The following is a 24,086-nucleotide window of genomic DNA, read 5'->3' on the forward strand; positions in this document are numbered from 1 at the left end:
ATCCCCTTACGCCTTCACAGCTGGTTTAACGATCAGGTTGCCACCGGTTGCACCCGGAACAGCACCTTTTACCAGCAGCAGGTTGCGCTCAGCGTCAACACGTACTACGTCCAGGCTCTGAACGGTTACGCGTTCGTCACCCAGGTGGCCTGCCATTTTCTTGCCTTTGAACACTTTGCCCGGAGTCTGGTTCTGACCGATAGAACCCGGAACGCGGTGAGACAAGGAGTTGCCGTGGGTAGCGTCTTGGGTACGGAAGTTCCAGCGCTTAACAGTGCCAGCAAAACCTTTACCTTTAGAAGTACCGGTTACGTCAACTTTTTTAACATCAGCGAAGATTTCTACGCTAATTTCCTGACCTGCAGTGTATTCCTGACCTTCTTCCAGGCGGAATTCCCACAGACCACGGCCAGCTTCAACGCCAGCTTTAGCGAAATGGCCAGCTTCAGGCTTGGTCACACGGTTCGCTTTTTTGCTACCGGTGGTGACCTGAATGGCACTGTATCCGTCGTTATCCAGGCTCTTAACCTGAGTTACGCGGTTCGCTTCAATTTCGATTACGGTTACTGGGATGGAAACGCCTTCTTCAGTGAAGATGCGAGTCATGCCCACTTTTTTACCGACTAAACCAATCATTGTTTCAACCTCTCAATCGCTCAATGACCTGATTAACCCAGGCTGATCTGCACGTCTACACCGGCAGCCAGATCCAGACGCATCAGAGCATCAACGGTTTTCTCGGTTGGCTCAACGATGTCAACCAGACGCTTGTGAGTACGGATTTCGTACTGATCGCGCGCATCTTTGTTGACGTGCGGAGAGATCAGAACGGTAAAACGCTCTTTGCGGGTCGGCAGCGGGATCGGACCACGGACTTGCGCACCAGTGCGCTTAGCAGTCTCGACGATTTCCGCGGTTGATTGATCGATCAGACGATGATCAAACGCTTTCAGGCGGATACGGATTCTTTGGTTCTGCATGAGACCAGAGCTCCAATTATTTTATAAACGTAAATAATTACTCCTCACACCCATTTCGATTGATGGGGGAGTGTAATCGTCAACATATAACTCCCATATCGGGAGTATTGTTCGAAAGGCACAAAAGGCTGCCGATCGACTGATTCGCTAAAATCAGGCTACCAAGATTAGGTAAGCCCGCGCATTATACGCAAAATGGGCGCTAAAGCAAGACGCAGATGAAAATATGCGCAGAATATCGGCGCTTTCATATCATGAGGCAGGGATTGATATAAGCGGAAACAACGTGGCGAGGACTCCCCTGCCCTGCCGGCAACCAGGCTGCCGGCGGTTCAGTAAGAAGCGGTGAATCACGTCAGTCTTTACGCTCCAGCACCTGAGCCTGCGCGTAATTCTGAATGCCCAGACGCTGGATAAGGTCCAGCTCGGTTTCCAGCCAGTCGATATGTTCTTCTTCATCCGCCAAAATCTCGATCATCAGATCGCGACTGACGTAGTCATGGATGGAGTCGGCGTAAGCGATACCCTCACGCAAATTCTTGGCGCCATCCAGTTCCAAGGCCAAGTCCGATCGCAGCATCTCCTCAATATCTTCGCCGATATTGAGCTTGCCGAGATCTTGTAAATTCGGGATGCCTTCCAGAAACAGAATACGCTCGATATAGCGATCGGCGTGCTTCATTTCATCGATGGACTCGTGATATTCCTTGTCATTGAGGCGCATTAAACCCCAATTCTTGAACATGCGGGCGTGTAGGAAGTATTGATTGATGGCAACCAACTCGTTGCCGAGCAGTTTATTGAGATGCGCAATGATCTTTTTATCGCCTTTCATAAGGTATTCCTCCTGACCAGTTCTAAAAGTGTAGAACCTGTGCGTCAAGAGTCAAAAAATGACCTTACCTTCTGTTAGGCAACTTCATGCATATGAATAATGGCTGCGCGTTCCTCCACCATAATCTGGCGTGCCTGACGAATGCATTTCCCGCAATCACTACCAATCGGCACAAGGTCTCGCAGCTGCTTCATGGTATGGGGGTTGTGCTGACGTACCGCTTTACGAATCGCTTTGTCAGTCACGGCATTACACAGACATACGTACATAGGAGACTCACTTCTTAACCTTTGAGTAAGTCTAAATAAGAATGCTTTTTATTTCAATTAAGATTTGCACAAATTGTATAAAAAAAGGGCACCGAAGTGCCCTCTTTATTGTGTTGATAAATTATCAGCGATTAAGCGATAACTTTAGCAACAACACCCGCGCCTACGGTACGGCCGCCTTCACGGATTGCGAAACGCAGACCGTCGTCCATCGCGATTGGGTGAATCAGGGTTACTACCATGTTCACGTTGTCGCCTGGCATTACCATCTCTACGCCTTCTGGCAGTTCGATGGTACCGGTCACGTCAGTTGTACGGAAGTAGAACTGTGGACGGTAGCCTTTGAAGAACGGAGTATGACGGCCGCCTTCGTCTTTGGACAGAATGTACACTTCAGATTCGAACTGGGTGTGTGGCTTGATTGAACCTGGCTTCGCCAGTACCTGACCACGTTCGATTTCTTCACGCTTGATACCACGCAGCAGAACACCTACGTTCTCACCAGCACGGCCTTCGTCCAGCAGTTTGCGGAACATTTCTACGCCAGTACAGGTAGACTTAACGGTGTCTTTGATACCAACGATTTCAACTTCTTCACCTACTTTGATGATACCGCGCTCTACACGACCGGTAACAACGGTACCACGACCGGAGATGGAGAAGACGTCTTCGATTGGCAGCAGGAACGGCTTGTCTACAGCACGCTCTGGCTCTGGGATGTAGCTGTCCAGCGCTTCTGCCAGCTCAACAATCTTCGCTTCCCACTCGGCTTCGCCTTCCAGCGCTTTCAGCGCGGAACCACGGATTACCGGCAGGTCGTCGCCAGGGAAATCGTAAGCAGACAGCAGTTCGCGAACTTCCATCTCTACCAGTTCCAGCAGCTCTTCATCATCTACCATGTCGCATTTGTTCATGAATACGATGATGTAAGGTACGCCTACCTGGCGACCCAGCAGGATGTGCTCACGGGTCTGAGGCATTGGGCCGTCAGTCGCTGCTACTACCAGGATTGCGCCGTCCATCTGCGCTGCACCGGTGATCATGTTTTTCACGTAGTCGGCGTGCCCTGGGCAGTCAACGTGCGCGTAGTGACGAGTCGGGGTGTCATACTCAACGTGAGAAGTGTTGATGGTGATACCACGAGCTTTTTCTTCTGGCGCGTTATCGATCTGGTCGAAAGCGCGAGCAGCACCGCCGTAGGTTTTAGACAGTACGGTAGTGATTGCAGCAGTCAGGGTAGTTTTACCGTGGTCAACGTGGCCGATAGTACCAACGTTAACGTGCGGTTTTGTACGTTCAAATTTTTCTTTAGACACGGCTATATTCCTTACTATAGCGCTCTCCCCCATCAGGAGAGAGCACGGGACTTTGGTTTTAACCCTAAGGCTTATTTACCACGGGCTTCAATAACGGCCTGAGCAACGTTGTTCGGCGCATCATCATACTTCAGGAATTCCATGCTGTATGATGCACGACCTTTGGTCAGAGAACGCAGCTGAGTTGCATATCCGAACATTTCGGACAGCGGTACTTCAGCGTGGATCTTAACGCCAGTTGCTTCAGATTCCTGACCGCGCAGCATACCACGACGACGGCTCAGGTCACCGATGACGTCACCAGTGTTCTCTTCAGGCGTTTCCACTTCAACCTTCATGATAGGCTCAAGCAGAACTGGGCTTGCTTTCTTAAAGCCATCTTTAAAGGCAATGGAAGCGGCCAGTTTAAACGCCAGTTCAGAGGAGTCAACGTCGTGGTAAGAACCGAAGTGCAGACGCACGCCGAGATCTACTACTGGGTAACCAGCCAGCGGACCAGCTTTCAGCTGCTCCTGGATGCCTTTATCAACGGCAGGGATGTATTCGGTCGGAATTACACCACCTTTGATGTCGTTGATGAACTCGTAACCTTTCGGGTTAGAGCCCGGCTCCAGCGGGTACATGTCGAACACAACGTGACCGTACTGACCACGACCACCAGACTGCTTGGCGTGCTTACCTTCGATATCGGTAACTTTGGCGCGAATCGCTTCACGATAAGCAACCTGTGGTTTACCGACGTTCGCTTCAACGTTGAACTCACGCTTCATACGGTCAACGATGATGTCGAGGTGCAGCTCGCCCATACCAGCGATGATGGTCTGGTTAGATTCTTCATCAGTCCATACGCGGAATGACGGGTCTTCTTTAGCCAGACGGCCCAGAGCCAGACCCATTTTTTCCTGGTCAGACTTGGTTTTCGGTTCAACGGCGATGGAGATTACCGGCTCAGGGAATTCCATACGCTCCAGAATGATCGGCGCATCTGGATCACACAGGGTATCACCAGTAGTTACGTCTTTCAGACCGATAGCCGCGGCGATGTCGCCCGCGCGAACTTCTTTGATCTCTTCACGTTTGTTGGAGTGCATCTGTACGATACGGCCGAAACGCTCACGTGCAGCTTTCACGGAGTTCAGCACGGTATCGCCGGAGTTAACCACACCGGAGTAAACGCGGAAGAATGTCAGGTTACCCACGAACGGGTCGGTAGCGATTTTGAACGCCAGAGCAGCAAACGGCTCGTTGTCATCAGCGTGACGCTCAGCCGGGGTATCTTTACCGTCGTCCAGCATACCGTTGATCGCAGGAACATCGATTGGAGACGGCAGGTAATCGACCACCGCATCCAGCATCGCCTGAACACCTTTGTTCTTAAATGCAGAACCACAGGTTACCAGGATGATTTCGTTGTTCAGCACGCGCTGACGCAGTGCAGACTTGATCTCTTCCTCGGTCAGCTCGTCGCCGCCCAGGTATTTTTCCATCAGCTCTTCAGATGCTTCAGCTGCGGATTCGATCAGGTTCTGGTGCCATTCGTTAGCCAGTTCGACCATATCGGCAGGGATATCTTCGTATTCGAAGGTTACGCCCGCGTCAGCGTCGCTCCAGTTGATGGCTTTCATTTTCACCAGGTCAACAACGCCGGTGAATGCTTCTTCAGCACCGATAGCCAGCTGCAGTGGAACTGGAGTTGCGCCCAGACGAGTTTTGATCTGGTCAACAACTTTCAGGAAGTTCGCACCCATACGGTCCATTTTGTTAACGAACGCGATACGTGGAACTTTATATTTGTTAGCCTGACGCCATACGGTTTCAGACTGTGGCTGAACACCACCAACAGCACAGTAAACCATCACTGCGCCATCCAACACACGCATGGAACGTTCTACTTCGATGGTGAAGTCAACGTGCCCTGGGGTATCGATGATGTTTACGCGGTGCGGTTCGTACTGCTTGGCCATACCAGACCAGAAAGCAGTGGTCGCTGCAGAAGTGATGGTAATACCACGCTCCTGCTCCTGTTCCATCCAGTCCATGGTGGCAGCGCCGTCATGAACTTCACCGAGTTTATGGTTTACACCGGTGTAGAACAGGATACGTTCGGTAGTGGTGGTTTTACCGGCGTCGATGTGTGCACTGATACCGATGTTGCGGTAGCGTGCAATAGGTGTTGTACGAGCCATTTGATTCCTCTATTGCCTTAGGCGTTCAAGTTCAGTTAACCCAAGCGGGTGAGCCTCTTGAAGCGCCCGCTTGGTTAGCATAACTACAGCGTGGTGATTACCAGCGGTAGTGCGCGAACGCCTTGTTGGCTTCGGCCATGCGGTGAACGTCTTCACGCTTCTTAACAGCAGAACCTTTGTTCTCTGCTGCGTCAGACAGTTCATTCGCCAGGCGCAGAGCCATGGATTTATCACCGCGTTTACGAGCAGCATCAACGATCCAGCGCATTGCCAGAGCATTGCGACGAACCGGACGAACTTCAACTGGTACTTGGTAAGTAGAACCACCAACGCGGCGCGACTTAACTTCGACAGTCGGGCGAACGTTGTCCAGAGCTACTTCAAAAGCTTCCAGGTGATCTTTACCAGAACGCTGAGCCAGGGTCTCCAGCGCGGTATAGACGATTGCTTCTGCGGTAGATTTTTTACCGTCTACCATCAGGATATTTACAAATTTGGCCAGCAGCTCAGATCCGAACTTAGGATCTGGCAGAATTTTACGTTGGCCGATTACGCGACGACGTGGCATGGAAATACTCCGTTGTTAATTCAGGATTGTCCAAAACTCTACGAGTTTATTTTGACATTAAAGTTAAAACGTTTGGCCTTACTTAACGGAGAACCATTAAGCCTTTGGCTTCTTCACGCCGTACTTGGAACGAGCTTGCTTACGGTCTTTAACACCGGAGCAGTCAAGTGCGCCGCGAACGGTGTGGTAACGCACACCTGGCAAGTCTTTAACACGACCGCCGCGGATCAGGATCACGGAGTGCTCCTGCAAGTTGTGACCTTCACCACCGATGTAGGAAGTCACTTCGAAACCGTTGGTCAAACGCACACGGCATACTTTACGCAGTGCGGAGTTTGGTTTTTTAGGTGTGGTGGTATATACGCGGGTACATACGCCACGTTTTTGCGGGCAGGCTTCCAACGCTGGAACGTTGCTTTTAGCAGCCTTCACAGAGCGTGGTTTGCGAACCAGCTGGTTAATTGTTGCCATTAAAAAAGCTCCTGGTTTTTGCTTCGTACTAGCTTCGTAAACATGTGATAAATCCCCTCGTATGCACTATTGGCAAAGTACGAGGACGCAGAATTTTATTGCCGACCCGAAGAGGTGTCAAGAAATATACAGCATCGTCGTCATTACCACGCCATTTGGCTGCGATGCATTGTGGTTAATTCAACGAAGTGATTATAGTCAATGACGGTGACTTTGTGTGAAATATGACCACCCAGCCCCCGCGCCTCCAGGTCATTGCGCAGCGCATAAAGAGAGATGGGGGCGGCAAGCAGTAAATCAAGGTGAGCGCCGGCCAGCGCGGCCAGCACGCCGTCCTGCAGCAGCAGCAGCGCATCGCCGGGCGACGCCTGACGCAGCAGCGTCGGCAGATCGCACTGCGCAGGGGAACGGCTCAGGGTAAACAGCATCGGGACATTCCTAAAAAGTCATCACCACGTCGAAGGCGGCCAGTTTTTGTCGCAGGGCTTCAGGCGCCAGCACTTCGGCCTCCAGCACCCAATTTTCCACCTGTGCCAGACCGCGCGCCTGCAGCGACGCCTCACACAGATAACATTGCTCAACGTCATACAACGGCAAAACGCCGAACGTTGCGATGTAGTTGCGCCCCAGCACCGTTTCCGGCTGCTGGCCCGGCAGCAGCTGCAGCACGCCGTCGCCGATAAAAAACACGCCCAGATCTTCGCTCAGCGCCGACGTGGCGAGCAAGGCATCAAGCCCTTCCCGCCCGGAGGCGCTACCGTGCGGGGCCTGGGTAAAAACAAAGGCCACTCGTTTCATCGTCATCTCTTAAAACTGTACCATGCGGTCGCAGCCAAGCGCGGCTTCCGCCAGCGCGCCCAGCCCGCTGAGCGTAAAGCCAGGCTGCAGATTCGCCGCCGCCAGTCCCTGCTCACGCGCCTCATGTTCGTCGGTAACGCCACGGCGCAACGCCGCCGCCACGCAGACGTTCAGCACGACGTTATGCTGCTGCGCCAGCTCGGCCCAGGCGCGCACCAGATCGAACTCATCACTGGCCGGCGACGTCAGCCGGTTGGCATTCAGCACCCCTTCGCGGTAGAAAAACACGCTGTTCAGCCGGTGTCCGGCCTCAATCAGCGCCAGCGCGAACTGATAGGCGCTGCTGGCCTGCTGCGTACCGTAGGCAGGCCCGGTGACTAACAGGCAGTAATTCAGCATCACCGTTCATTACCCAGCAGGTCGCCGCTTTTAAACTGGCGGATATACAAATACACGGTGTGTTTGGAGATATTCAGCCGGTCAGCCACCTGGTTGATGGCGTCCTTGATATCAAAAATCCCCTTCTCGTACAGGTTCAATACCACCTGCCGGTTTTTGACGTTGTTTGACACGTTGCGGTCGGCGTTCACCTCTTCAATGGTGAACTCCAGCGTCTGCGCCACCAGATCGTCCACCGACGAGGCGAAGTTCACCGACGAGGCGATTTCCTGGGTTTCCGGCGGCATAAAGCTTTGCATCACCTGAGAGAACGGCACGTCAAGGTTCATATTGATGCACAGCAGGCCGATCACGCGCTGCTCGCGATTGCGAATGGCGATGGTGACGGATTTCATCAGCACGCCGCTTTTGGCGCGGGTGAAATAGGCCTTGGACACGCTGCTGTCGTCGCCAGCCATATCGTGCAGCATACGCAGCGCCAAATCAGTAATCGGCGAACCAATCTGCCGGCCGGTATGCTCACCGTTGGCGATACGCACCGCAGAGCATTTCAAATCTTCCAGCGAGTGCAGCACGATCTCGCAGTGCGAGCCGATCAGCATCGCCAGACCATCGACCACCGCCTCATAAGATTTCAGGATTTCATAATCCGTCTGGTTAAACGGACGCTCATTGAGCAAATCAAGCTCGCCGGCTTCGCTGGATAAAAGCGAATTAGACATCGAAGATACCACCCTCATAAATCGTCTGTGCCAGGGGGCGCAGCTAAAACAGCTCGTATTGATCGAAAACAGTTTTAGATACACGCCCTAAGGGGCAGACGCATGACATAATTGTCTGAATCCGATCCCGGTCGGCACGACCGAAACCAAACCCTTTCATTTTCGCGTGGTATTGACGTTAAGCTCATGCCCGGCAGGCGTCAAGTGATCAGGCCGAGGAGGAAGATAAAGTTGTGGCAAGATTGGCAAGGATGGCGGGGAAGTAAACGAAAACCGCCGCGACATCATCGCGGCGGTGGCGCACAGGATTCGCTTATTTAGCTTTCGCTTTAGCGTCCGCAGCGGCAGGTTTTTCTGCTTTGGCGTCAGCTTTCGGCGTGGCTTTCACGTCCAGCAGCTCAACGTCGAACACCAGGGTGGAGTTAGCCGGGATGCCAGGAACGCCGGTTTTACCGTAAGCCAGCGCCGGTGGGATAACCAGCTTGATTTTACCGCCCTTCTTGATGTGCTTCAGACCTTCGGTCCAGCCAGGGATAACGCCGTCCAGACGGAACGACAGCGGCTCGCCGCGGGTGTAAGAGTTATCAAACTCTTTACCGTCGATCAGGGTGCCCTTGTAGTTCACCACCACGGTGTCGCTGTCTTTTGGCGCATTGCCGGTACCTGGTTTCTCTACCTGATACAGCAGGCCGGATTCCGTTTTCTTCACGCCTTTTTCTTTGGCGAAGGTGTCACGGTATTTCGCGCCTTTCTCTTCGTTTTCTTTCGCGTCCTGCTCCATCTTCGCCTGAGCGGAAGACTTCACGCGCGCTTCAAAGCCCTGCAGGGTTTTCTCAATATCCGCGTCATTCAGCTTGCTCTTGTTGGCGAAAGCGTCCTGAACGCCGGCGATCAGCTGGTCTTTATCCAGTTTGATACCCAGTTTCTCTTGCTCTTTGAGAGAGTTGTCCATGTAACGGCCCAGGGACGCGCCCAGCGCGTAAGCCGCTTGTTCGTCATCGTTCTTGAATTTGCCGGTGCTTGGCGCCGCGGCGGCATCAGCAGGTTTTGCCGCATCGGCGGCCATAGCCTGAGTCGCATTCAAAGCAAAAGCCATGGTGGTTGCCAGAAGCGTGACTTTAAACAAAGATTTCATCCATTTCTCCAGTGTCTGAAGCGGTGCCCCAAACAATCATTAAGTAAGATAACCGGGCTACTATAGCGGGCTGCAAGAAAACAAGACAGTCGCACAGGTAACCAATCGAGTCAAAGTGTGACTTCGTATTCAAAGAGAAGTTTCCTCTCATTTTTACCCGCATGATAAATCAGACTTTTCTTGACCCGCTGCGGCGCCATGGCATAAAGCCGCCCCGCCATGTACGCTTTTACCCCCCGCCTCAGGTAAATAGCACAGCGCAAAACGCGCTGCAGCTGTTACCATAACGCCAGCAATCAAGATTTAACAGTGTCAGAGGTCACGCCATGCACAACGCCGGCAATGAAAGCCTGTTACAACGGCTGGAAGAGTTGGAAAGCCGTCAGGCTTTTCAGGAAGTCACCATCGAAGAATTGAACCAGACGGTTGTTCAACAGCAGTTGGAGCTGCTGAAAATGCGTGAGCACCTGCATCTGCTCACCGATAAACTGCGCGCCGCGCAGCCTTCCATGATCGCCTCGCAATCGGAAGAAACGCCGCCTCCCCACTATTAACCGCTGCGCCGCAGGAGCATAAAAAAAGGCCGCCGAAGCGACCTTTTCCTGCAGCGTGCTGCGCTTAGTGGCAGCCGCAACCGCCGTTGCCACAGCCGCCTTTTTTCTCTTCAGCGTGATCGTGACCATGGTCGTGACCGCCGCAGCAGCCGTCGCCGTGCTCGTGGTGATGATCGTGCTCACCGTGAACGTGGCCGTGAGCCAGTTCTTCCGGCGTTGCTTCACGGATAGCCACCACTTCAACGTTGAAGTTCAGGTTCTGGCCCGCCAGCATGTGGTTGCCGTCAACCACCACGTGGTCGCCGTCCACTTCGGTAATTTCAACCGGAACCGGGCCCTGATCGGTATCAGCCAGGAAACGCATGCCAACCTGCAGTTCGTCAACGCCCATGAAAACGTCTTTTGGTACGCGCTGCACCAGGTTTTCATCATAGTTGCCGTAGGCTTCGTTAGCGCCAACGTGAACGTCGAAACGATCGCCCACCGCATGGCCTTCGAGCGCTTTTTCCAGACCTGCAATCAGAGAACCATGCCCGTGCAGATAGTCCAGCGGTGCACTCACCGGAGACTCATCAACCAAAACACCGTCTTCTGTACGTACTTGGTAAGCCAGGCTGACTACCGAGTCTTTTGCTACTTTCATGATATCTCCTACCGTTGGATACTTTCAGCTGCGCCAGCCTGGGCCGACAGCAACTCTAACGGGTAGATTGTAACGGAAATCTACTCCGCTGTACCCTTCAGCATAAAAAATCGCGGCAAACAACGCTATTCCGGATGGAAAATACCGATCACCTGCTCCTGCGGACGCACGTGTTTTTCCACCTGTTGTTCCGTCTGACGCTGATGATGGCCGCACTTCACGCACTCCACCACCTCAACCTGATCTTCGCGCCAGACGGCCAGCGTATCCATCGCATTACAGCTCGGGCAAACCGCACCGGCGATAAAACGCTTACGTGTTACAGACATGCTTATTGCTCCCACTTATTCATATTCATCCCAGCCGTCAAACTGGCGGCTCTCTTTTTGCATCTCGCGGTGGAACAGCTCTTCCAGCTCGCGCCGCGCCTCTTTCATGCGGGAAATCTGCGTCACATCCCCCTGATGCGGCGGCATCAATTCGCGCAGCATACGCATATCCAGCCGGCGGAAGTGCTGCTGGGCGCGAAACGCCTGATGCGGGTGCATCCCCAGCGTCATCAGCGTTTTTCGCCCCAGTTCCAGGGCGCTGGAGAAGGTCTCGCGGCTGAAATACTGCACGCCGGCCTGCAGCAGCTCATGCGCCTCCACGCGGCCACGGGCGCGTGCCAGTATCGACAGGTTAGGAAAGTGCTGCTGGCAAAGGTGCACAATCGCCAAGGTATCTTCCGGATCGCTGCAGGCGATGACGATCGATTTCGCCTTCTCCGCGCCGGCGGCGCGCAGCAGCTCCAGCTCGGTGGCGTCACCGAAATACACTTTGTAGCCATAGCGGCGCAGCATGCTAACGGCGCTGACATCACGCTCCAGCACGGTAATCCGCATTTTATTGGCCATCAGCAAGCGGCCGATTACCTGCCCAAAGCGTCCGAATCCGGCGATAATCACCTGCGGTTCATCATCTTCGACGTACGGCGTCTCCTCAACGTCGTCACGGGCGTTATAGCGGCGGGCCAAAATGCGGTCGATAGCCTGCATCAGCAGCGGCGTAGTCATCATCGACAGCGTGACGATCACCAGCAGCAGCGCCAGCTGGTCGCTCTGCAGCACCTTTTGCGTCGCCGCCGCCGAAAACAGCACGAACGCAAATTCGCCGCCCTGGCTCAGCACGCCGGAAAATTGCAGCCGCACCGAACGGCGCAGGCCAAAGATGCGCGCCAGCGCGTACAGCACGCCGTATTTCACCGCCACCAGCAGCAGCACGCCGACAATCACCTCAACCAGATGGGTATAGAGTACGCCGATATTCAACGCCATGCCGACGGAAATAAAGAACAGCCCCAGCAGCAGCCCTTTAAACGGCTCGATGGCGATCTCCAGCTCATGGCGATATTCACTTTCCGCCAGCAGCACGCCGGCGATAAAGGTGCCGAGCGCCATCGACAGCCCCAGCGCATCCATGAACAGCGCCGCCCCCAACACCACCAGCAGGGCGGCGGCGGTAAAGATTTCCCGCACGCCGGAGGCCGCAATATAGCGGAACAGCGGCCGCAGCAGGTAACGACCGCCCAGCAGCATCCCGCCGAACGCCGCCACCTTGATAGCGATTCTGGCCCAGTCGTCGCTGCCGCTGCCGCCTGCCAGAATAGGGATCAGCGCCAGCGCCGGGATCACCGCCATATCCTGGAACAGCAGCACCGAAAACCCCAGCTGGCCGCCTTCATGGCGATTCATGCCCTTTTCACGCATCAGCTGCAGCGCCATCGCCGTTGAAGACATCGCCAGGCCGATGCCGCCGATCACCGCCGCCTGCCAGGCGAAGTGGCTGAAGTACAGCAGCGCTCCCAAAATGGCGGCGCTGATCGCCACCTGGCCGGCGCCCACGCCGAAAATCGAGCGCCGCAGCGCCCACAGTTTGGACGGGTTCAGTTCCAGACCGATGATAAACATCAGGAATACCACGCCCAGCTCAGAGAAGTGCAGAATCTCGTCGACGTCGCGGATAAAGCCCAGCCCCCAGGGGCCGATGGCGATACCGGCAATCAGATAGCCCAGCACCGCGCCAATCCCCAGACGGCGGGCGATCGGCACCGTTACCACCGCGGCGAACAGAAACAGCAGCCCGGCAGTCAGTAATGCGGAACCTTCCATGATCAGGGCCTCCGTTGCGGCAAAGGGTTACGCAGCCACTCACCGTAGGCGGCAGCATGGCTGGCCAGCACCTCCGGCTTTTGCCGGCGCGCCCAGTAAACGACGATCGGCGTCAGCCAGTGCATATGACACATCGCAGCGGTCAGCTCGAAGGGACGTAAAATATCTTCGATCGGGTAACGGTTGTAACCGCCCAGACGATACGCCCCTTCCGGTTCACCGGTGGTGATCACCGAGCGCCAGTACTTACCCGCCAGCGCGTTGCCTCCCACGCCGCTGGCGAAGCCGCGAGACAGCACCCGATCCAGCCACTCCTTCAGCAACGCCGGGCAACTGTAGGTGTATAAAGGGTGTTGGAAAACAATGATCTGGTGTTCACGCAGCAGCTGCTGCTCATGATGAATATCAATAAAGAAGTCGGGGTAGTGCGCATACAAATCATGTACGGTGACGTTATCCATCTGCTGCGCCGGCCTGAGCAAAACCCGGTTAGCCACCGAGTCATGAGATTCCGGATGGGCATACAGCAGCAAAACCTTGGCCGGCTGCAACATCGTTCCCCTCCAATAGCGTCGTCAGAGCAACGGTTTTCCGTTACCATGCTGCGCATAGTTTAAAACAGCACGCTCGCTGCGGTCTGTTACCCTGATGATAATTTAACATATCTCCTACATTATTCGAGTCGCATCGACGCGGCAATCATTCGAAGTAAAGGGACTACACAGAGAACGGCGCTTTATGATTGTATTCTCATCGTTACAAATCCGACGCGGCACCCGCGTCTTGCTGGACAACGCGACGGCAACGGTTAACCCCGGGCAGAAAGTGGGCCTGGTGGGCAAAAACGGCTGCGGCAAGTCCACCCTGTTGTCGCTGCTGAAGGGCGAACTCTCCGCCGACGGCGGCAGCTACACTTTCCCCGGCAGTTGGGCGCTGGCCTGGGTGAACCAGGAAACGCCGGCGCTGGATACGCCGGCGCTGGAGTATGTGATCGACGGCGACCGCGAATTCCGCCAGTTGGAAGCAGACTTGCAGCTGGCCAACGAGCGTAACGACGGCAACGCCATCGCCACGCTGCACGGCAAGCTGGACGCCATCGACGCCTGGACCATCCGCGCCCGCGCCGCCAGCCTGCTGCACGGCCTCGGCTTTTCCAACGAGCAACTGCAAAGCCCGGTGCGCGCTTTCTCCGGCGGCTGGCGCATGCGCCTCAACCTGGCGCAGGCGCTGCTGTGCCGTTCCGACCTGCTGCTGCTCGATGAACCAACCAACCACCTGGATCTGGACGCGGTCATCTGGCTGGAGCGCTGGCTGAAAAGCTACCCCGGCACGCTGGTGCTGATTTCTCACGACCGCGACTTCCTCGATCCGATCGTCGATAAAATCCTGCACATCGAACAGCAGACCATCAACGAATACACCGGCAACTACTCCTCGTTCGAACGTCAGCGCGCCACCAAGCTGGCGCAGCAGCAGTCGCTGTACCAGACGCAGCAGGAAAAGGTGGCGCATCTGCAGAGCTATATCGAACGGTTCCGCGCCAAGGCCACCAAAGCCAAGCAGGCGCAGAGCCGTATCAAAATGCTCGAACGCATGGAGCTGATCGCGCCGGCGCACGTCGACAACCCGTTCAGCTTCAGCTTCCGCCAGCCGGAAAGCCTGCCCAACCCGCTGCTGCGGATGGAAAAAGTCAGCGCCGGCTATGGCGATAAGGTGATCCTGCAGTCGATCAAACTCAATCTGGTGCCCGGTTCGCGCATCGGCCTGCTGGGGCGCAACGGCGCCGGGAAATCCACCCTGATTAAACTGCTGGCCGACGAACTGGCACCGCTCAGCGGCGAAATTGGCCTGGCGAAAGGCATCAAGCTGGGCTACTTCGCCCAGCATCAGCTGGAATTCCTGCGTGCCGACGAATCGCCGCTGCAGCACCTGAGCCGCATTGCGCCACGCGTACTGGAACAGCAGCTGCGCGACTACCTCGGCGGCTTCGGCTTCCAGGGCGACAAGGTGAGCGAGGCAACCGGCCGTTTCTCCGGCGGGGAAAAGGCCCGCCTGGTGCTGGCGCTGATTGTCTGGCAGCGCCCTAACCTGCTGCTGCTCGATGAACCGACCAACCACCTGGATCTGGATATGCGCCAGGCGCTGACCGAAGCGCTGATCGACTTCGAAGGCGCATTGGTGGTGGTATCGCACGACCGTCACCTGCTGCGCTCAACCACCGACGATCTGTATCTGGTGCACGACGGCCAGGTTGAACCGTTCGCCGGCGATCTGGAGGATTACCAGCAGTGGCTCAGCGACCTGCAAAAACAGCAGGCGCAGCAGGACGCCGCACCGAAGCAGGACAGCGGCAACAGCGCGCAGGCGCGTAAGGATCAGAAGCGCCGCGCCGCCGAATTCCGCACGCAAACCCAGCCGCTGCGCAAGCAGATCGCCAAACTGGAACAGCAAATGGAAACGCTGGGCGCCGAGCTGGCGCAGGTGGAAGAACAACTGGCGGATTCCGCGCTGTATGACATCAGCCGCAAGGCCGAACTGACCGACTGCCTGCAACGGCAAAGCCAGGCCAAATCCGCGTTGGAAGAGACGGAGATGACCTGGCTGGAGGCGCAGGAACAGCTGGAGCAGCTGACCCAGGCGTTCGACACCGAAAGTTAAGCGCTGCCCCGCCCGGGCGGGGAGCGCCGTGATATCACTCCGCCAGCGTCGCACTCAGCCGCTGGCGGATCTGCTCCAACGACTCCTGGTGGAACAGCTTACCGTCCAGGAAACGGGTTTTCAGTTCCCCCTGCTGCTCCTGCTGCCAGCTTTGGTTATCCCGCAGTTGGTAGTCGCCATGCTCATCCCTGATCACCCGCAGCAGGCCGCGCGCCGACTGCTTCAAACCGCCGTCGGTTTTCGGCTGCTTGAAAATCGGCCGACCGACGCCCTGCACCTCGCCATAGGTCGCCTTCATCGCAAAGCCGAAGGTGTCGCGGGTATGGTATTGATAGGTAAAAGAACCCACGCCAAACACCACGTTGGAACTGGCGAACCCTTTCGCCTCCAGACGACGCAGAATTTCTTGCGCGCGATCCAGCGTAATGGAGTCGCCGTAAATCAGCCCGGCGTGAGGATCCAGCACCTTGTAACCCTTACTGTTTACCGTACCGCCAAAAATCTCCCACAACACTTCCACCGAGCCTTTTTCTTCCGCGCTGCGCGTCGGGCGGCGATCGTCATCCGCACCGCTGCCGCACAGGATGGCGACCGGGTCGCCGCTGTCCGGACGAAACACCACCCGGCCGTCGCGCGCCATGATTTTTGCTTTCAGCTCGCGGGTGAATTCGGTCAGCACCCGCCAGTAATCCCAGGTATCCGACACGATGGACACCAGCCCCTGCGGATACAGATCCTCAATCAGGCGGCGGAAGGTTTCAATCTCCGCATCCTGCTCCCCCATGCACATCACGCTGTGCTCGGTCGCCGGGATGCTACCGGCCACAAAGTAGTCGGCAGCGGTCGGATAGTAGCGCTGCGCGTACAGAATGGACGGGATATTATCGGTGCCTTTAAAACTGAGCAGATGGCCGGCGCCGGCCTGCGCCACATCATGCATGCCCGACATACCGCGGAATGAGAAGTCGTGGCACTGGAAATCCAGGTGCGCCGTATCGTCACAGGTGCGCGCCGCCCACATCTGGCAAATTTTGCGGTAGTGATGGGCGATGGTGGCGTTGGTGGAGGACTTCCACAGCTCTGCGGAAATGACCGTCTCCAGGTAGTTCACCAGCCAGAAGAACTCATCCCGCGTGTTGGTGATGGTCAGCACCGGCACCTTCATATTGACCTTGCTGCCTTCATCCAGCCCTTTGATATGCAGCGGCAGATAGCCCAACCGATGCAGCGCACGGATATGCTCGACGGACACCCGATCCTGGCCGATGTAACTGTCCATCAGCGCTTTATATTCCCCGATCACCTGCTCTTCCGGCTGGGCGAAAAACTGCTGGTTGAACAAATCCACCATAAACCACTGCAGGAATCCCTGCAGGCCAAAAAATACCAGTTGCCCGTCAGGCAGCGGCGAACTGAAGAAGCGATCGCTGCGCGGCGTAAAGTTGGAATAGACCCGCGTCGTCCCCTGCGGGTACTGCTCACGGTGGGAGACTTTATACCCGTCAATCGCCAGAATAGGGTTAGTCAGCATGATGCTCTCCTTAATGGGCGTAGATACGCGCAATATCAATCAGTTCAACGCGGGCTCCGGCGATATCCGCCGGCGCATATGAGGTGGTGGTATAAATGTTGTCGATGCCCTGAGCCAGCAGATGCTCAACGCCTTTGGAAAAGATGCCGTGCGTGACGTACAGGCTGACGCTGCGCGCGCCGTGCTGGCGCAGCACCTGCGCCGCGCCGATGAAGGTGCCGCCGGCATCGCACAAATCGTCCACGATCAGCACGTCTCTGCCGCGCACGTCACCGGCCAGCAGCGCAAACCCGGTCAGTTGGCCGCTCTGCACGTCACGGTGTTTGGTCATGATGCCGTACTCGTTAAGCGCAAAATGTTCTGCAACGGCGTGGATTTTTTTCAGCGCCCCGGCGTCCGGCGCGATAGGCAGTAAAGCCTGCTGCGACAGCAGCTGCGTCAGCCTGGCGCTGTGCTGCATACAGTGCTGCTGAGCAACCGCGTGGAAACGGTCAATCGCCGCCGCCGCCACGTCGCTGTGCGGGTCCAGCACCGTCACCCGATCAAACTTCAGCGTATTCAGCAGTTGGCCGAACACCTTCAGCGCAAAGCTGTCGCCGGCGCCCATATGGCGATCCTGACGGGCGAACGGCAGATAAGGCAGCTCAAGCAGGCTCTCGCGGATGGGGTAGTGGTGACGCACCGCATCCACCAACTGCGCCAGCGCCATAAAATCATCCATGCTGCGCATCGCGGCGGCCCGGATACGCATTTGCGCGACGCCCGCCGCCGCCGGCACGGCGAAGCGGGCATACACGGCGCCATCAGGAAACTGACCGCTGATGACCTGAACTTCCTCTCCATCCAGAAATAACTGCAGTGTTGTATGCATGCCCGCCTCCCGTGATTCAACAATTAGTGTCTGTAAGACATTTATATAATTGTCTAAGGGACAATAATTGGCAAGTAAAAAATCCGCCTACGCAGAGATAAAAATATAACCAACTGATAATAAAAAGAAACGAAACAGCCCCGCTTGCTGAACACCGGCGCGCTCGCTATAGTGTCCCAAAGACCCTTTCAGCGAGACCCCGCGCAATGTCCACGGAAACCGACTATCTGCAACACTACGACGCCAGCCGTTTCCCTTCCCCGATTGTTACAGTGGACAGCGTGCTGTTTACCGTTCATCAGGGAGAGCTGTGCGTCCTGATGGTCAAACGCGCCAACCACCCGTATCAGGGATTATGGGGATTGCCGGGCGGTTTTATCGATCTGCAGCGCGATGCTTCCACCGGCGCCACCGCCCAGCGCAAACTGATGGAGAAAACCGGCGTCGCCCCGCCGTATCTGGCGCAGTTGGAGAGCTTTTCCGGCCCTGGGCGCGACCCGCGCGGCTGGAGCCTGACCACGGTCTATTTTGCCCTGATCGCCCACGCCGACTGCCAGGCCCATATTGCCGACGTGGATGACGCCGCATGGCTGCCGCTGACAACGCTGCGTAAACAGACGCTGGCGTTCGACCATCTGGCGATTATCGATGCGGCGCTGCAGCGCCTGCGCCAGAAAACCGCCTACTCCATGCTGCCGGTCTACTGCCTGCCGGCGGAGTTTACGCTGTCGCAATTACAGGAAGTGATGGAAATCATTTTGGCGCAGCCGGTACAGCGCAAGAGCCTGATGCGGCGCTTTGACGCCGCGGAGATGTTTGAGGATACCGGCAAGATGATGGCGACAGGCGCGCGCAAGGCGCGCCTGTATCGTAAAAAGGCGGGGGTCGATATGCACAATTTTTCCCGCAATCTGATGGTGGATTAACCGTCAGGCGCGGTAAAACGGCTTATCACCCAACATCGTCGCCCGGTGCATAATACGGCGCTGCGGCAAATAATCCGCGTTGGCGTAATGCTGCGTCACGCGGTTGTCCCAGATGGCAATATCATTTTCCTGCCAGCGCCAGCGCACCTGGAACTCCGGTTTGGTGATATGAGCAAACAGGAAGCCCAGCAGCGCCTCGCTCTCTTTCGGCGACACATCGACAATCCGCGTGGTAAAGCCTTCATTGACGAACAGCGCCTGCCGGCCGCTTACCGGGTGGGTACGGATCACCGGATGCAGCAGAGGCGGATTTTTCTGCACCGCCTGTCGCCAGCGCTGGTGTTCCTCCTCGCTGCCGCGATGTTTATATTCCGGGAATGACTTGGTGAAGTCGTGCTCCGCCTGCAGACCGCTCAGCAGTTGCTTGAACGGTGCCGACAGCGCCTCATAGGCGGCAATGCCGCTGGCCCACAGGGTATCGCCGCCGGTGGCCGGCAGCGTTTTCGCCGCCAGGATCGCTCCCAGCGGCGGATTTTCGATAAAGGTGACATCGGTGTGCCAGTTATCGTTGTCCGGCGGATTATTATCGTGGGTATCCAGCACGATAATTTCCTCCACGTCGCTGGCGTGCGGATACACCGGGTGAATATGCAGGTCGCCGAAACGTCCCGCCAAATCGCGCTGCTGCAGCGGCGTAATCGGCTGATTGCGGAAAAACAGCACCTGATGTTTCAGCAGCGCGTGATACAGCTGCTCAAACTGTCCGTCACCCAGCGGCCGCGCCAGCTGCACATTTTCCACCAGCGCGCCGATATACGGCCCTAACGGGGTAATCACCAGACGTTCGTTCATTGTTGTACTCCATGCCACGGGGTCAGACGGCGCTGCAGGGCACGCAGTCCCAGCTCTAAGCCGAATGCAATTATCGCAATCACGCCGATGCCGGCCAGCACCACATCGGTCGCCAGAAATTCACCGGCGGATTGCACCATAAAACCTAAACCGCGCGTTGCGGCGATCAGCTCCGCCGCCACCAGCGTCGACCAGCCTACGCCCAGCCCGATGCGGATGCCGGTCAGAATTTCCGGCAACGCGCTCGGCAGCACCACAAAACGCAGCACCTGCCAACGGTTGGCGCCCAGTGCGCGAGCCGCCCGCACCCGCACCTGCGCCACGCTGCGCACGCCGGCCACGGTCGATAGCGCGACCGGGGCGAAAATCGCCAGGTAAATCAGCAGGATTTTCGACGTTTCGCCAATGCCGAACCAAATCACCATCAGCGGCAAATAGGCCAGCGGCGGCACCGGACGGTAGATTTCAATCAACGGGTCGAGAATACCGCGCACCGTATCGTTCAGCCCCATCGCAATACCGACCGGAACACCGATCAGCACCGCCGCCAACAACGCCAGCAGAATGCGCCCCAGACTGGCGGCCAGATGCTGCCACAGCGTGGCGTCCATAAACCCTTGCGGGCTGGCGATGGTGATCAACTGGCGCAGCACCTGCTGCGGCGCCGGCAGAAACAGCGGGCTGATAAGCCCCAGCGCCGTCACCGCCCACCACAGCGCCAGTAGTGCCAGCAGCGTTGAAGCGCTGAGCCAGACGCGGCGCGGCAGTGTAAAACGGCGCGGCGATGCCGACGTCGCGGTGGCTTTTAAGGTGGAGTGCAGGCTCATAGCAATGCCTCGCGCTGTTGGAAGACCTTGCCGAGCACATATTCGCGCCGGGCGATAAACGCCGGGTCCGATTTGATCGAACGGCACGCCTCGCCGGCGGCATAGCGGCGGCCGAAATCCAGCGACAGGCGTTCAACCACCTGTCCCGGCCCCGGCGACAGCAGCAACAGCTCGCTGGCTAAAAAAACCGCCTCTTCAATATCGTGCGTAATCAGCAACACCTGTTTGCCGGTATCGCGCCAGATGGTCAGCAGCAGTTCCTGCATCTGTTCGCGGGTAAAGGCATCCAGCGCGCCGAACGGCTCATCCAGCAGCAGCAGGCGCGGGTCCGCCGCTAGGGCGCGGGCGATGCCTACACGCTGACGCATCCCGCCGGACAACTGCCAGATAAAATGTTGCTCATAGCCGGCCAGACCGACGCGCCGCAGCATATCTTGCGCCACCGCCCGGCGCTGCGCCTTGCCGACGCCCGCCAGTTGCAGACCAAACTCGACGTTATCCGCCACGTTGCGCCACGGCAGCAGGCCCTCATGCTGGAACACCACGCCGCGCTCGGCGCCGGGGCCGCGGACCGGCTGCCCGTCCAGCGTAATGCTGCCCGCCGCCGGCGTCATAAAGCCGGCAATCAGATTCAGTAAGGTCGTTTTGCCGCAGCCCGACGGGCCCAGCACCACCACCAGCTCGCCGCTGTCGATCTGGAACGACACATCGCGCAGCGCCGGGCGCCCCTGATACTCCGCCGACAAATGGCTGACGTTTAACATGTCTCCCCCTTACGGCTGTGGCGCAGCCTGCAGCTGCTTGACGAAACGGTCGGTGACATAGGCGCTGTAATCCGCATCAACCTGCGGAATTTTGCCCTGCTGTTTCAGGAACTCCGCGGTATCGTGAATCGCCTTGCTGACCGGCTGGCCCAGTTGGCTCACCTGCTCCGCCGCCGGCAGATAGCGGTTGCCCTGCACCAATGCCGGCACCTGCGCTTCCGGCACCCCGCTCAGCCGCGCCAGCGTAGCGAGGTGATTGTTATCTCCCAGCCAGGCGGCAGGATCGTTCAGGTAGGCCTTTTGCGCCGCCAGCGAACTGGCGGCAAACGCGGTCACCACCTCCGGATGCTGCTGGGCGAAATCCTTACGCACCACCCAGACGTCCAGCGTCGGCGCGCCCCACTCGCCCACCTGCGCCGAATCGGCCAGCACCTTGCCTTCTTTCGCCAGCTCGTTCACCACCGGCGCCCAGACGTATGCGCCGTCGATATCACCGCGCTGCCAGGCGGCGGCAATGGCCGGCGGCTGCAGATTGAGGATTTTTACCTGTTCGGGCTTGATGCCCCAGTGCTTCAGCGAGGCCAGCAGGCTGTAATGGGTGGTTGAGATAAACGGCACCGCAATGCGTTTGCCGATCAGAGCTTTAGGCGACGTGATGGTGTTCTTCACCACCAGCGCTTCCGAGCTGCCCAGCTGCGAGGCGATCAGAAACACCTCAATCGGCAGTTTTTGGCTGGCGGCCACCGCCAGCGGGCTGGAGCCGATATTACCGATTTGCACATCGCCGGAGGCCAGCGCGCGCAGCACGCCGGAACCGCTGTCAAACTTACGCCAGTCGACCTTGGCGCCGGACTGTTTGGCAAAACTGTTTTCCGCCTGCGCTATTTTGGCGGGCTCCGCTGAGGTTTGGTAGGCGACGGTCACGTCGACCGCCTGTGCGCTGGCCGCCGTCAGCGACAACGCCAGCAACGCCGCGCCGCGTAGAGAAAAGAGTTTGCCCGCCATGATCTGCTCCGTTGATAACCATCTGTTCAGTTACCAACAGTTTTATCCGAGCACTGGCGAGCAATGAAAGAATAAAAAAAACTTCTTTATTACTTATGGCGATATAAGGTGCATAATCAACCGGTAATTTCCCCGCGTAAAAAAATCCGGGCGTAGCCGCCGAGCAGGGTGCGTTCACCCTGCTGCCGGCAAAACAGCTCGCCGCCGCGGGCGGAAATCTGCCGGGCCTGCAGCGTATGACGGCCCAGACGCGCGACCCAATACGGCATCAGCGTACAGTGGGCGGAGCCGGTCACCGGGTCTTCTCCGCCATCCAGCGTGAAGTAACGGGAAACAAAATCCACCTCCTCACCCGGCGCGGTGACGATCACCGCCCGGCCGGCGGCGGCAATCAGCGCCGGGATATCCGGCTGCAACGCCCTCACCTGCGCCTCATTCTCCAGCACCATCAGCAGCGCCGTAGCCTGCCAGCTCTCCTGTGGCGTAACGCCCAGCAACTGCGCCACCGCTTCCACCGGCGCAATGCGCTGCGGCGCCCGGCTGGGAAAATCCAGAATCAGTCGTTCGCCGTCTTCACTGTCGCGTCTGACGTACAGTTCACCGCTGGCGGAGCGGAAACGCACGTCGTTCAGCCCCGGATTCACCACGTTAAACATCACGTGCGCCGCCGCCAGCGTGCCGTGACCGCACAAGTCCACCTCGCGCTGCGGCGTAAACCAGCGGATGCTCAGCACATCGCCGTCGTCCCAGACAAAGCTGGTCTCCGGCAGATTCAGCTCATTGGCGATCGCCTGCAGCTGCGCCGTCTCCAATGGCTGTTTCAACAGATACACCCCCGCCGGGTTACCGCGCAGCCCGGCGCCGGTAAAGGCGTCAACGTGAAAATAGTTTTCGCTCATCGCTTATTCCTTAATGCCAGATCAGCAGCGCACAGGCCGCCGTCAGTAACCCCATGGAAACGTTGAAGATCACCCAGGCTTTCTTACTGCGCAGCAGGCGACCGATAACGGTGCCGAATCCGAGCCAGATGACGCCGGCAATGATATTCACCACAAAAATACCCACCGCAATGGCCAGAATCGACGCGTTATAGCGCTCCCCTTCCAGGCTGAAGCTGGCCACCGCGCCCAGCGCCATCAGCCAGGCTTTAGGGTTGAGAAACTGCAGCAGCCAGCCCTGGTACAGCCGCACCGGCTTGGGCGGCGCGATATCGGTCTCCAGCTTTTCATAAGCGGCGGTCGCCACTTTCCACGCCAGCCACAGCAGGTAGACGGTGCCGAGTATTTTCAGGATAAGGTGTAATGAAGGGTAGACCAGGATCAGGCTGCCGACGCCGAACGCCACCAGCAGCAAAATGCTCTGCATGCCGAGCATGATGCCAATCATCAGCCACAGCGAGCGCATAAAGCCAAAATTGGCGCCGGAGGTGGTGAGCAGCATGTTATTCGGGCCAGGGGTGATCGCGGCCACCCACAGGAAACCCAGCAGCGAAAGAAACAAACTTAATTCCATGAAACGGGCGCTCCTCACCCATGCGCGATTTTTGCAGTATGATGGTTAACAGATGACATTGAAGCTAACAGTGCGCTATTGATCACACAATAGTCGCCAACAAGATTTTTATTC

The 24,086-nt window shown here is 57.1% G+C and carries 28 protein-coding genes; 3 read left to right on the forward strand and 25 right to left on the reverse strand.

Annotation, left to right across the window (positions count from 1 at the left end):
* Positions 1-6 precede the first annotated feature (6 nt).
* The 13 genes from rplC to fkpA all read right to left on the reverse strand — a co-directional run bounded on the left by rplC (position 7) and on the right by fkpA (position 9,679).
* Positions 7-636 (reverse strand): 50S ribosomal protein L3, encoded by a 630-nt coding sequence (rplC, locus tag TAN611_RS21705; RefSeq protein ID WP_015962149.1) that lies wholly within the window; start codon positions 634-636, stop codon positions 7-9.
* A gap of 32 nt (positions 637-668) precedes the next feature.
* Positions 669-980 carry a 30S ribosomal protein S10 gene (gene rpsJ, locus TAN611_RS21710; protein WP_001181005.1) on the reverse strand — a complete coding sequence of 104 codons (312 nt, stop codon included), beginning with the start codon at positions 978-980 and terminating at the stop codon, positions 669-671.
* 355 nt (positions 981-1,335) lie between these two features.
* A complete protein-coding gene (gene bfr, locus TAN611_RS21715; RefSeq protein WP_105232884.1) occupies positions 1,336-1,815 on the reverse strand; it encodes a bacterioferritin in 480 nt (159 codons plus the stop codon).
* A 74-nt stretch (positions 1,816-1,889) separates the two neighbouring features.
* Positions 1,890-2,084 carry a bacterioferritin-associated ferredoxin gene (bfd, locus tag TAN611_RS21720; RefSeq protein ID WP_015962151.1) on the reverse strand — a complete coding sequence of 65 codons (195 nt, stop codon included), beginning with the start codon at positions 2,082-2,084 and terminating at the stop codon, positions 1,890-1,892.
* A gap of 131 nt (positions 2,085-2,215) precedes the next feature.
* Entirely contained in the window at positions 2,216-3,400 is a 1,185-nt protein-coding gene (gene tuf, locus TAN611_RS21725) for an elongation factor Tu (RefSeq protein ID WP_105229426.1), read from the reverse strand.
* Positions 3,401-3,471: 71 nt separating this feature from the next.
* Complete coding sequence (gene fusA / locus TAN611_RS21730; protein ID WP_105232885.1) at positions 3,472-5,586, reverse strand: elongation factor G; 2,115 nt, start codon at positions 5,584-5,586, stop codon at positions 3,472-3,474.
* Between the two features lie 97 nt (positions 5,587-5,683).
* Positions 5,684-6,154 (reverse strand): 30S ribosomal protein S7, encoded by a 471-nt coding sequence (gene rpsG, locus TAN611_RS21735; protein WP_004956203.1) that lies wholly within the window; start codon positions 6,152-6,154, stop codon positions 5,684-5,686.
* Positions 6,155-6,250: 96 nt separating this feature from the next.
* A complete protein-coding gene (gene rpsL / locus TAN611_RS21740) occupies positions 6,251-6,625 on the reverse strand; it encodes a 30S ribosomal protein S12 (RefSeq protein WP_004930426.1) in 375 nt (124 codons plus the stop codon).
* A gap of 143 nt (positions 6,626-6,768) precedes the next feature.
* The gene (gene tusB, locus TAN611_RS21745) at positions 6,769-7,053 is read right to left on the reverse strand and encodes a sulfurtransferase complex subunit TusB (RefSeq protein WP_105232886.1); all 285 of its coding nucleotides are present in this window, start codon (positions 7,051-7,053) and stop codon (positions 6,769-6,771) included.
* Positions 7,054-7,063: 10 nt separating this feature from the next.
* Entirely contained in the window at positions 7,064-7,429 is a 366-nt protein-coding gene (gene tusC, locus TAN611_RS21750) for a sulfurtransferase complex subunit TusC (protein ID WP_172606321.1), read from the reverse strand.
* A gap of 3 nt (positions 7,430-7,432) precedes the next feature.
* The gene (gene tusD, locus TAN611_RS21755) at positions 7,433-7,822 is read right to left on the reverse strand and encodes a sulfurtransferase complex subunit TusD (protein ID WP_105232888.1); all 390 of its coding nucleotides are present in this window, start codon (positions 7,820-7,822) and stop codon (positions 7,433-7,435) included.
* Positions 7,822-8,544: a transcriptional regulator gene (locus TAN611_RS21760; RefSeq protein WP_172606322.1), complete on the reverse strand. Its 723-nt coding sequence runs from the start codon at positions 8,542-8,544 to the stop codon at positions 7,822-7,824. Before TAN611_RS21760 ends, tusD begins: the two co-directional genes overlap by 1 nt.
* A gap of 313 nt (positions 8,545-8,857) precedes the next feature.
* Positions 8,858-9,679, reverse strand: a complete 822-nt coding sequence (fkpA, locus tag TAN611_RS21765) for an FKBP-type peptidyl-prolyl cis-trans isomerase (RefSeq protein WP_015962157.1) — start codon at positions 9,677-9,679, stop codon at positions 8,858-8,860.
* A 326-nt stretch (positions 9,680-10,005) separates the two neighbouring features.
* On the opposite strand from fkpA, the gene TAN611_RS21770 reads away from it, so the two are divergent.
* Positions 10,006-10,233 carry a SlyX family protein gene (locus tag TAN611_RS21770; RefSeq protein ID WP_015962158.1) on the forward strand — a complete coding sequence of 76 codons (228 nt, stop codon included), beginning with the start codon at positions 10,006-10,008 and terminating at the stop codon, positions 10,231-10,233.
* Between the two features lie 64 nt (positions 10,234-10,297).
* Here the strand turns inward: TAN611_RS21770 and slyD are convergent, their stop codons facing one another.
* The 4 genes from slyD to kefG all read right to left on the reverse strand — a co-directional run bounded on the left by slyD (position 10,298) and on the right by kefG (position 13,580).
* Positions 10,298-10,876, reverse strand: coding sequence for a peptidylprolyl isomerase (gene slyD, locus TAN611_RS21775; protein WP_105232889.1), 579 nt, complete (start codon positions 10,874-10,876; stop codon positions 10,298-10,300).
* A 125-nt stretch (positions 10,877-11,001) separates the two neighbouring features.
* Entirely contained in the window at positions 11,002-11,205 is a 204-nt protein-coding gene (locus TAN611_RS21780; protein WP_105232890.1) for a YheV family putative zinc ribbon protein, read from the reverse strand.
* A gap of 15 nt (positions 11,206-11,220) precedes the next feature.
* Entirely contained in the window at positions 11,221-13,026 is a 1,806-nt protein-coding gene (kefB, locus tag TAN611_RS21785) for a glutathione-regulated potassium-efflux system protein KefB (RefSeq protein WP_105232891.1), read from the reverse strand.
* Between the two features lie 2 nt (positions 13,027-13,028).
* A complete protein-coding gene (gene kefG, locus TAN611_RS21790; RefSeq protein ID WP_105232892.1) occupies positions 13,029-13,580 on the reverse strand; it encodes a glutathione-regulated potassium-efflux system ancillary protein KefG in 552 nt (183 codons plus the stop codon).
* A gap of 184 nt (positions 13,581-13,764) precedes the next feature.
* On the opposite strand from kefG, the gene TAN611_RS21795 reads away from it, so the two are divergent.
* Entirely contained in the window at positions 13,765-15,684 is a 1,920-nt protein-coding gene (locus TAN611_RS21795; protein WP_111737891.1) for an ABC transporter ATP-binding protein, read from the forward strand.
* Between the two features lie 34 nt (positions 15,685-15,718).
* Here the strand turns inward: TAN611_RS21795 and TAN611_RS21800 are convergent, their stop codons facing one another.
* A complete protein-coding gene (locus TAN611_RS21800; RefSeq protein ID WP_203066994.1) occupies positions 15,719-17,215 on the reverse strand; it encodes a nicotinate phosphoribosyltransferase in 1,497 nt (498 codons plus the stop codon).
* Between the two features lie 10 nt (positions 17,216-17,225).
* Entirely contained in the window at positions 17,226-18,086 is an 861-nt protein-coding gene (gene prs, locus TAN611_RS21805; RefSeq protein WP_203066995.1) for a ribose-phosphate diphosphokinase, read from the reverse strand.
* A 206-nt stretch (positions 18,087-18,292) separates the two neighbouring features.
* On the opposite strand from prs, the gene TAN611_RS21810 reads away from it, so the two are divergent.
* Positions 18,293-19,012, forward strand: a complete 720-nt coding sequence (locus TAN611_RS21810; RefSeq protein WP_105232896.1) for an NUDIX domain-containing protein — start codon at positions 18,293-18,295, stop codon at positions 19,010-19,012.
* A 3-nt stretch (positions 19,013-19,015) separates the two neighbouring features.
* Here TAN611_RS21810 and tauD read toward each other — a convergent pair whose 3' ends face one another.
* The 6 genes from tauD to TAN611_RS21840 form a co-directional block, all read right to left on the reverse strand.
* On the reverse strand, positions 19,016-19,864 hold the full coding sequence (gene tauD / locus TAN611_RS21815) for a taurine dioxygenase (RefSeq protein WP_105232897.1): 849 nt from the start codon (positions 19,862-19,864) through the stop codon (positions 19,016-19,018).
* Positions 19,861-20,691 (reverse strand): taurine ABC transporter permease TauC, encoded by an 831-nt coding sequence (tauC, locus tag TAN611_RS21820; protein ID WP_111737894.1) that lies wholly within the window; start codon positions 20,689-20,691, stop codon positions 19,861-19,863. The genes tauD and tauC overlap by 4 nt, the downstream gene beginning before the upstream one ends.
* Complete coding sequence (tauB, locus tag TAN611_RS21825; protein ID WP_105232899.1) at positions 20,688-21,455, reverse strand: taurine ABC transporter ATP-binding subunit; 768 nt, start codon at positions 21,453-21,455, stop codon at positions 20,688-20,690. Before tauB ends, tauC begins: the two co-directional genes overlap by 4 nt.
* A 9-nt stretch (positions 21,456-21,464) precedes the next feature.
* Positions 21,465-22,460, reverse strand: a complete 996-nt coding sequence (gene tauA / locus TAN611_RS21830) for a taurine ABC transporter substrate-binding protein (RefSeq protein ID WP_203066996.1) — start codon at positions 22,458-22,460, stop codon at positions 21,465-21,467.
* A gap of 116 nt (positions 22,461-22,576) precedes the next feature.
* Complete coding sequence (locus TAN611_RS21835) at positions 22,577-23,359, reverse strand: PhzF family phenazine biosynthesis protein (RefSeq protein ID WP_105232901.1); 783 nt, start codon at positions 23,357-23,359, stop codon at positions 22,577-22,579.
* Positions 23,360-23,369: 10 nt separating this feature from the next.
* On the reverse strand, positions 23,370-23,972 hold the full coding sequence (locus TAN611_RS21840) for a LysE family translocator (protein ID WP_105232902.1): 603 nt from the start codon (positions 23,970-23,972) through the stop codon (positions 23,370-23,372).
* Positions 23,973-24,086 lie beyond the last annotated feature (114 nt).

It is taken from the genome of Serratia sp. Tan611, assembly GCF_905188235.1.
Lineage (GTDB): Bacteria > Pseudomonadota > Gammaproteobacteria > Enterobacterales > Enterobacteriaceae > Serratia_B > Serratia_B rhizosphaerae.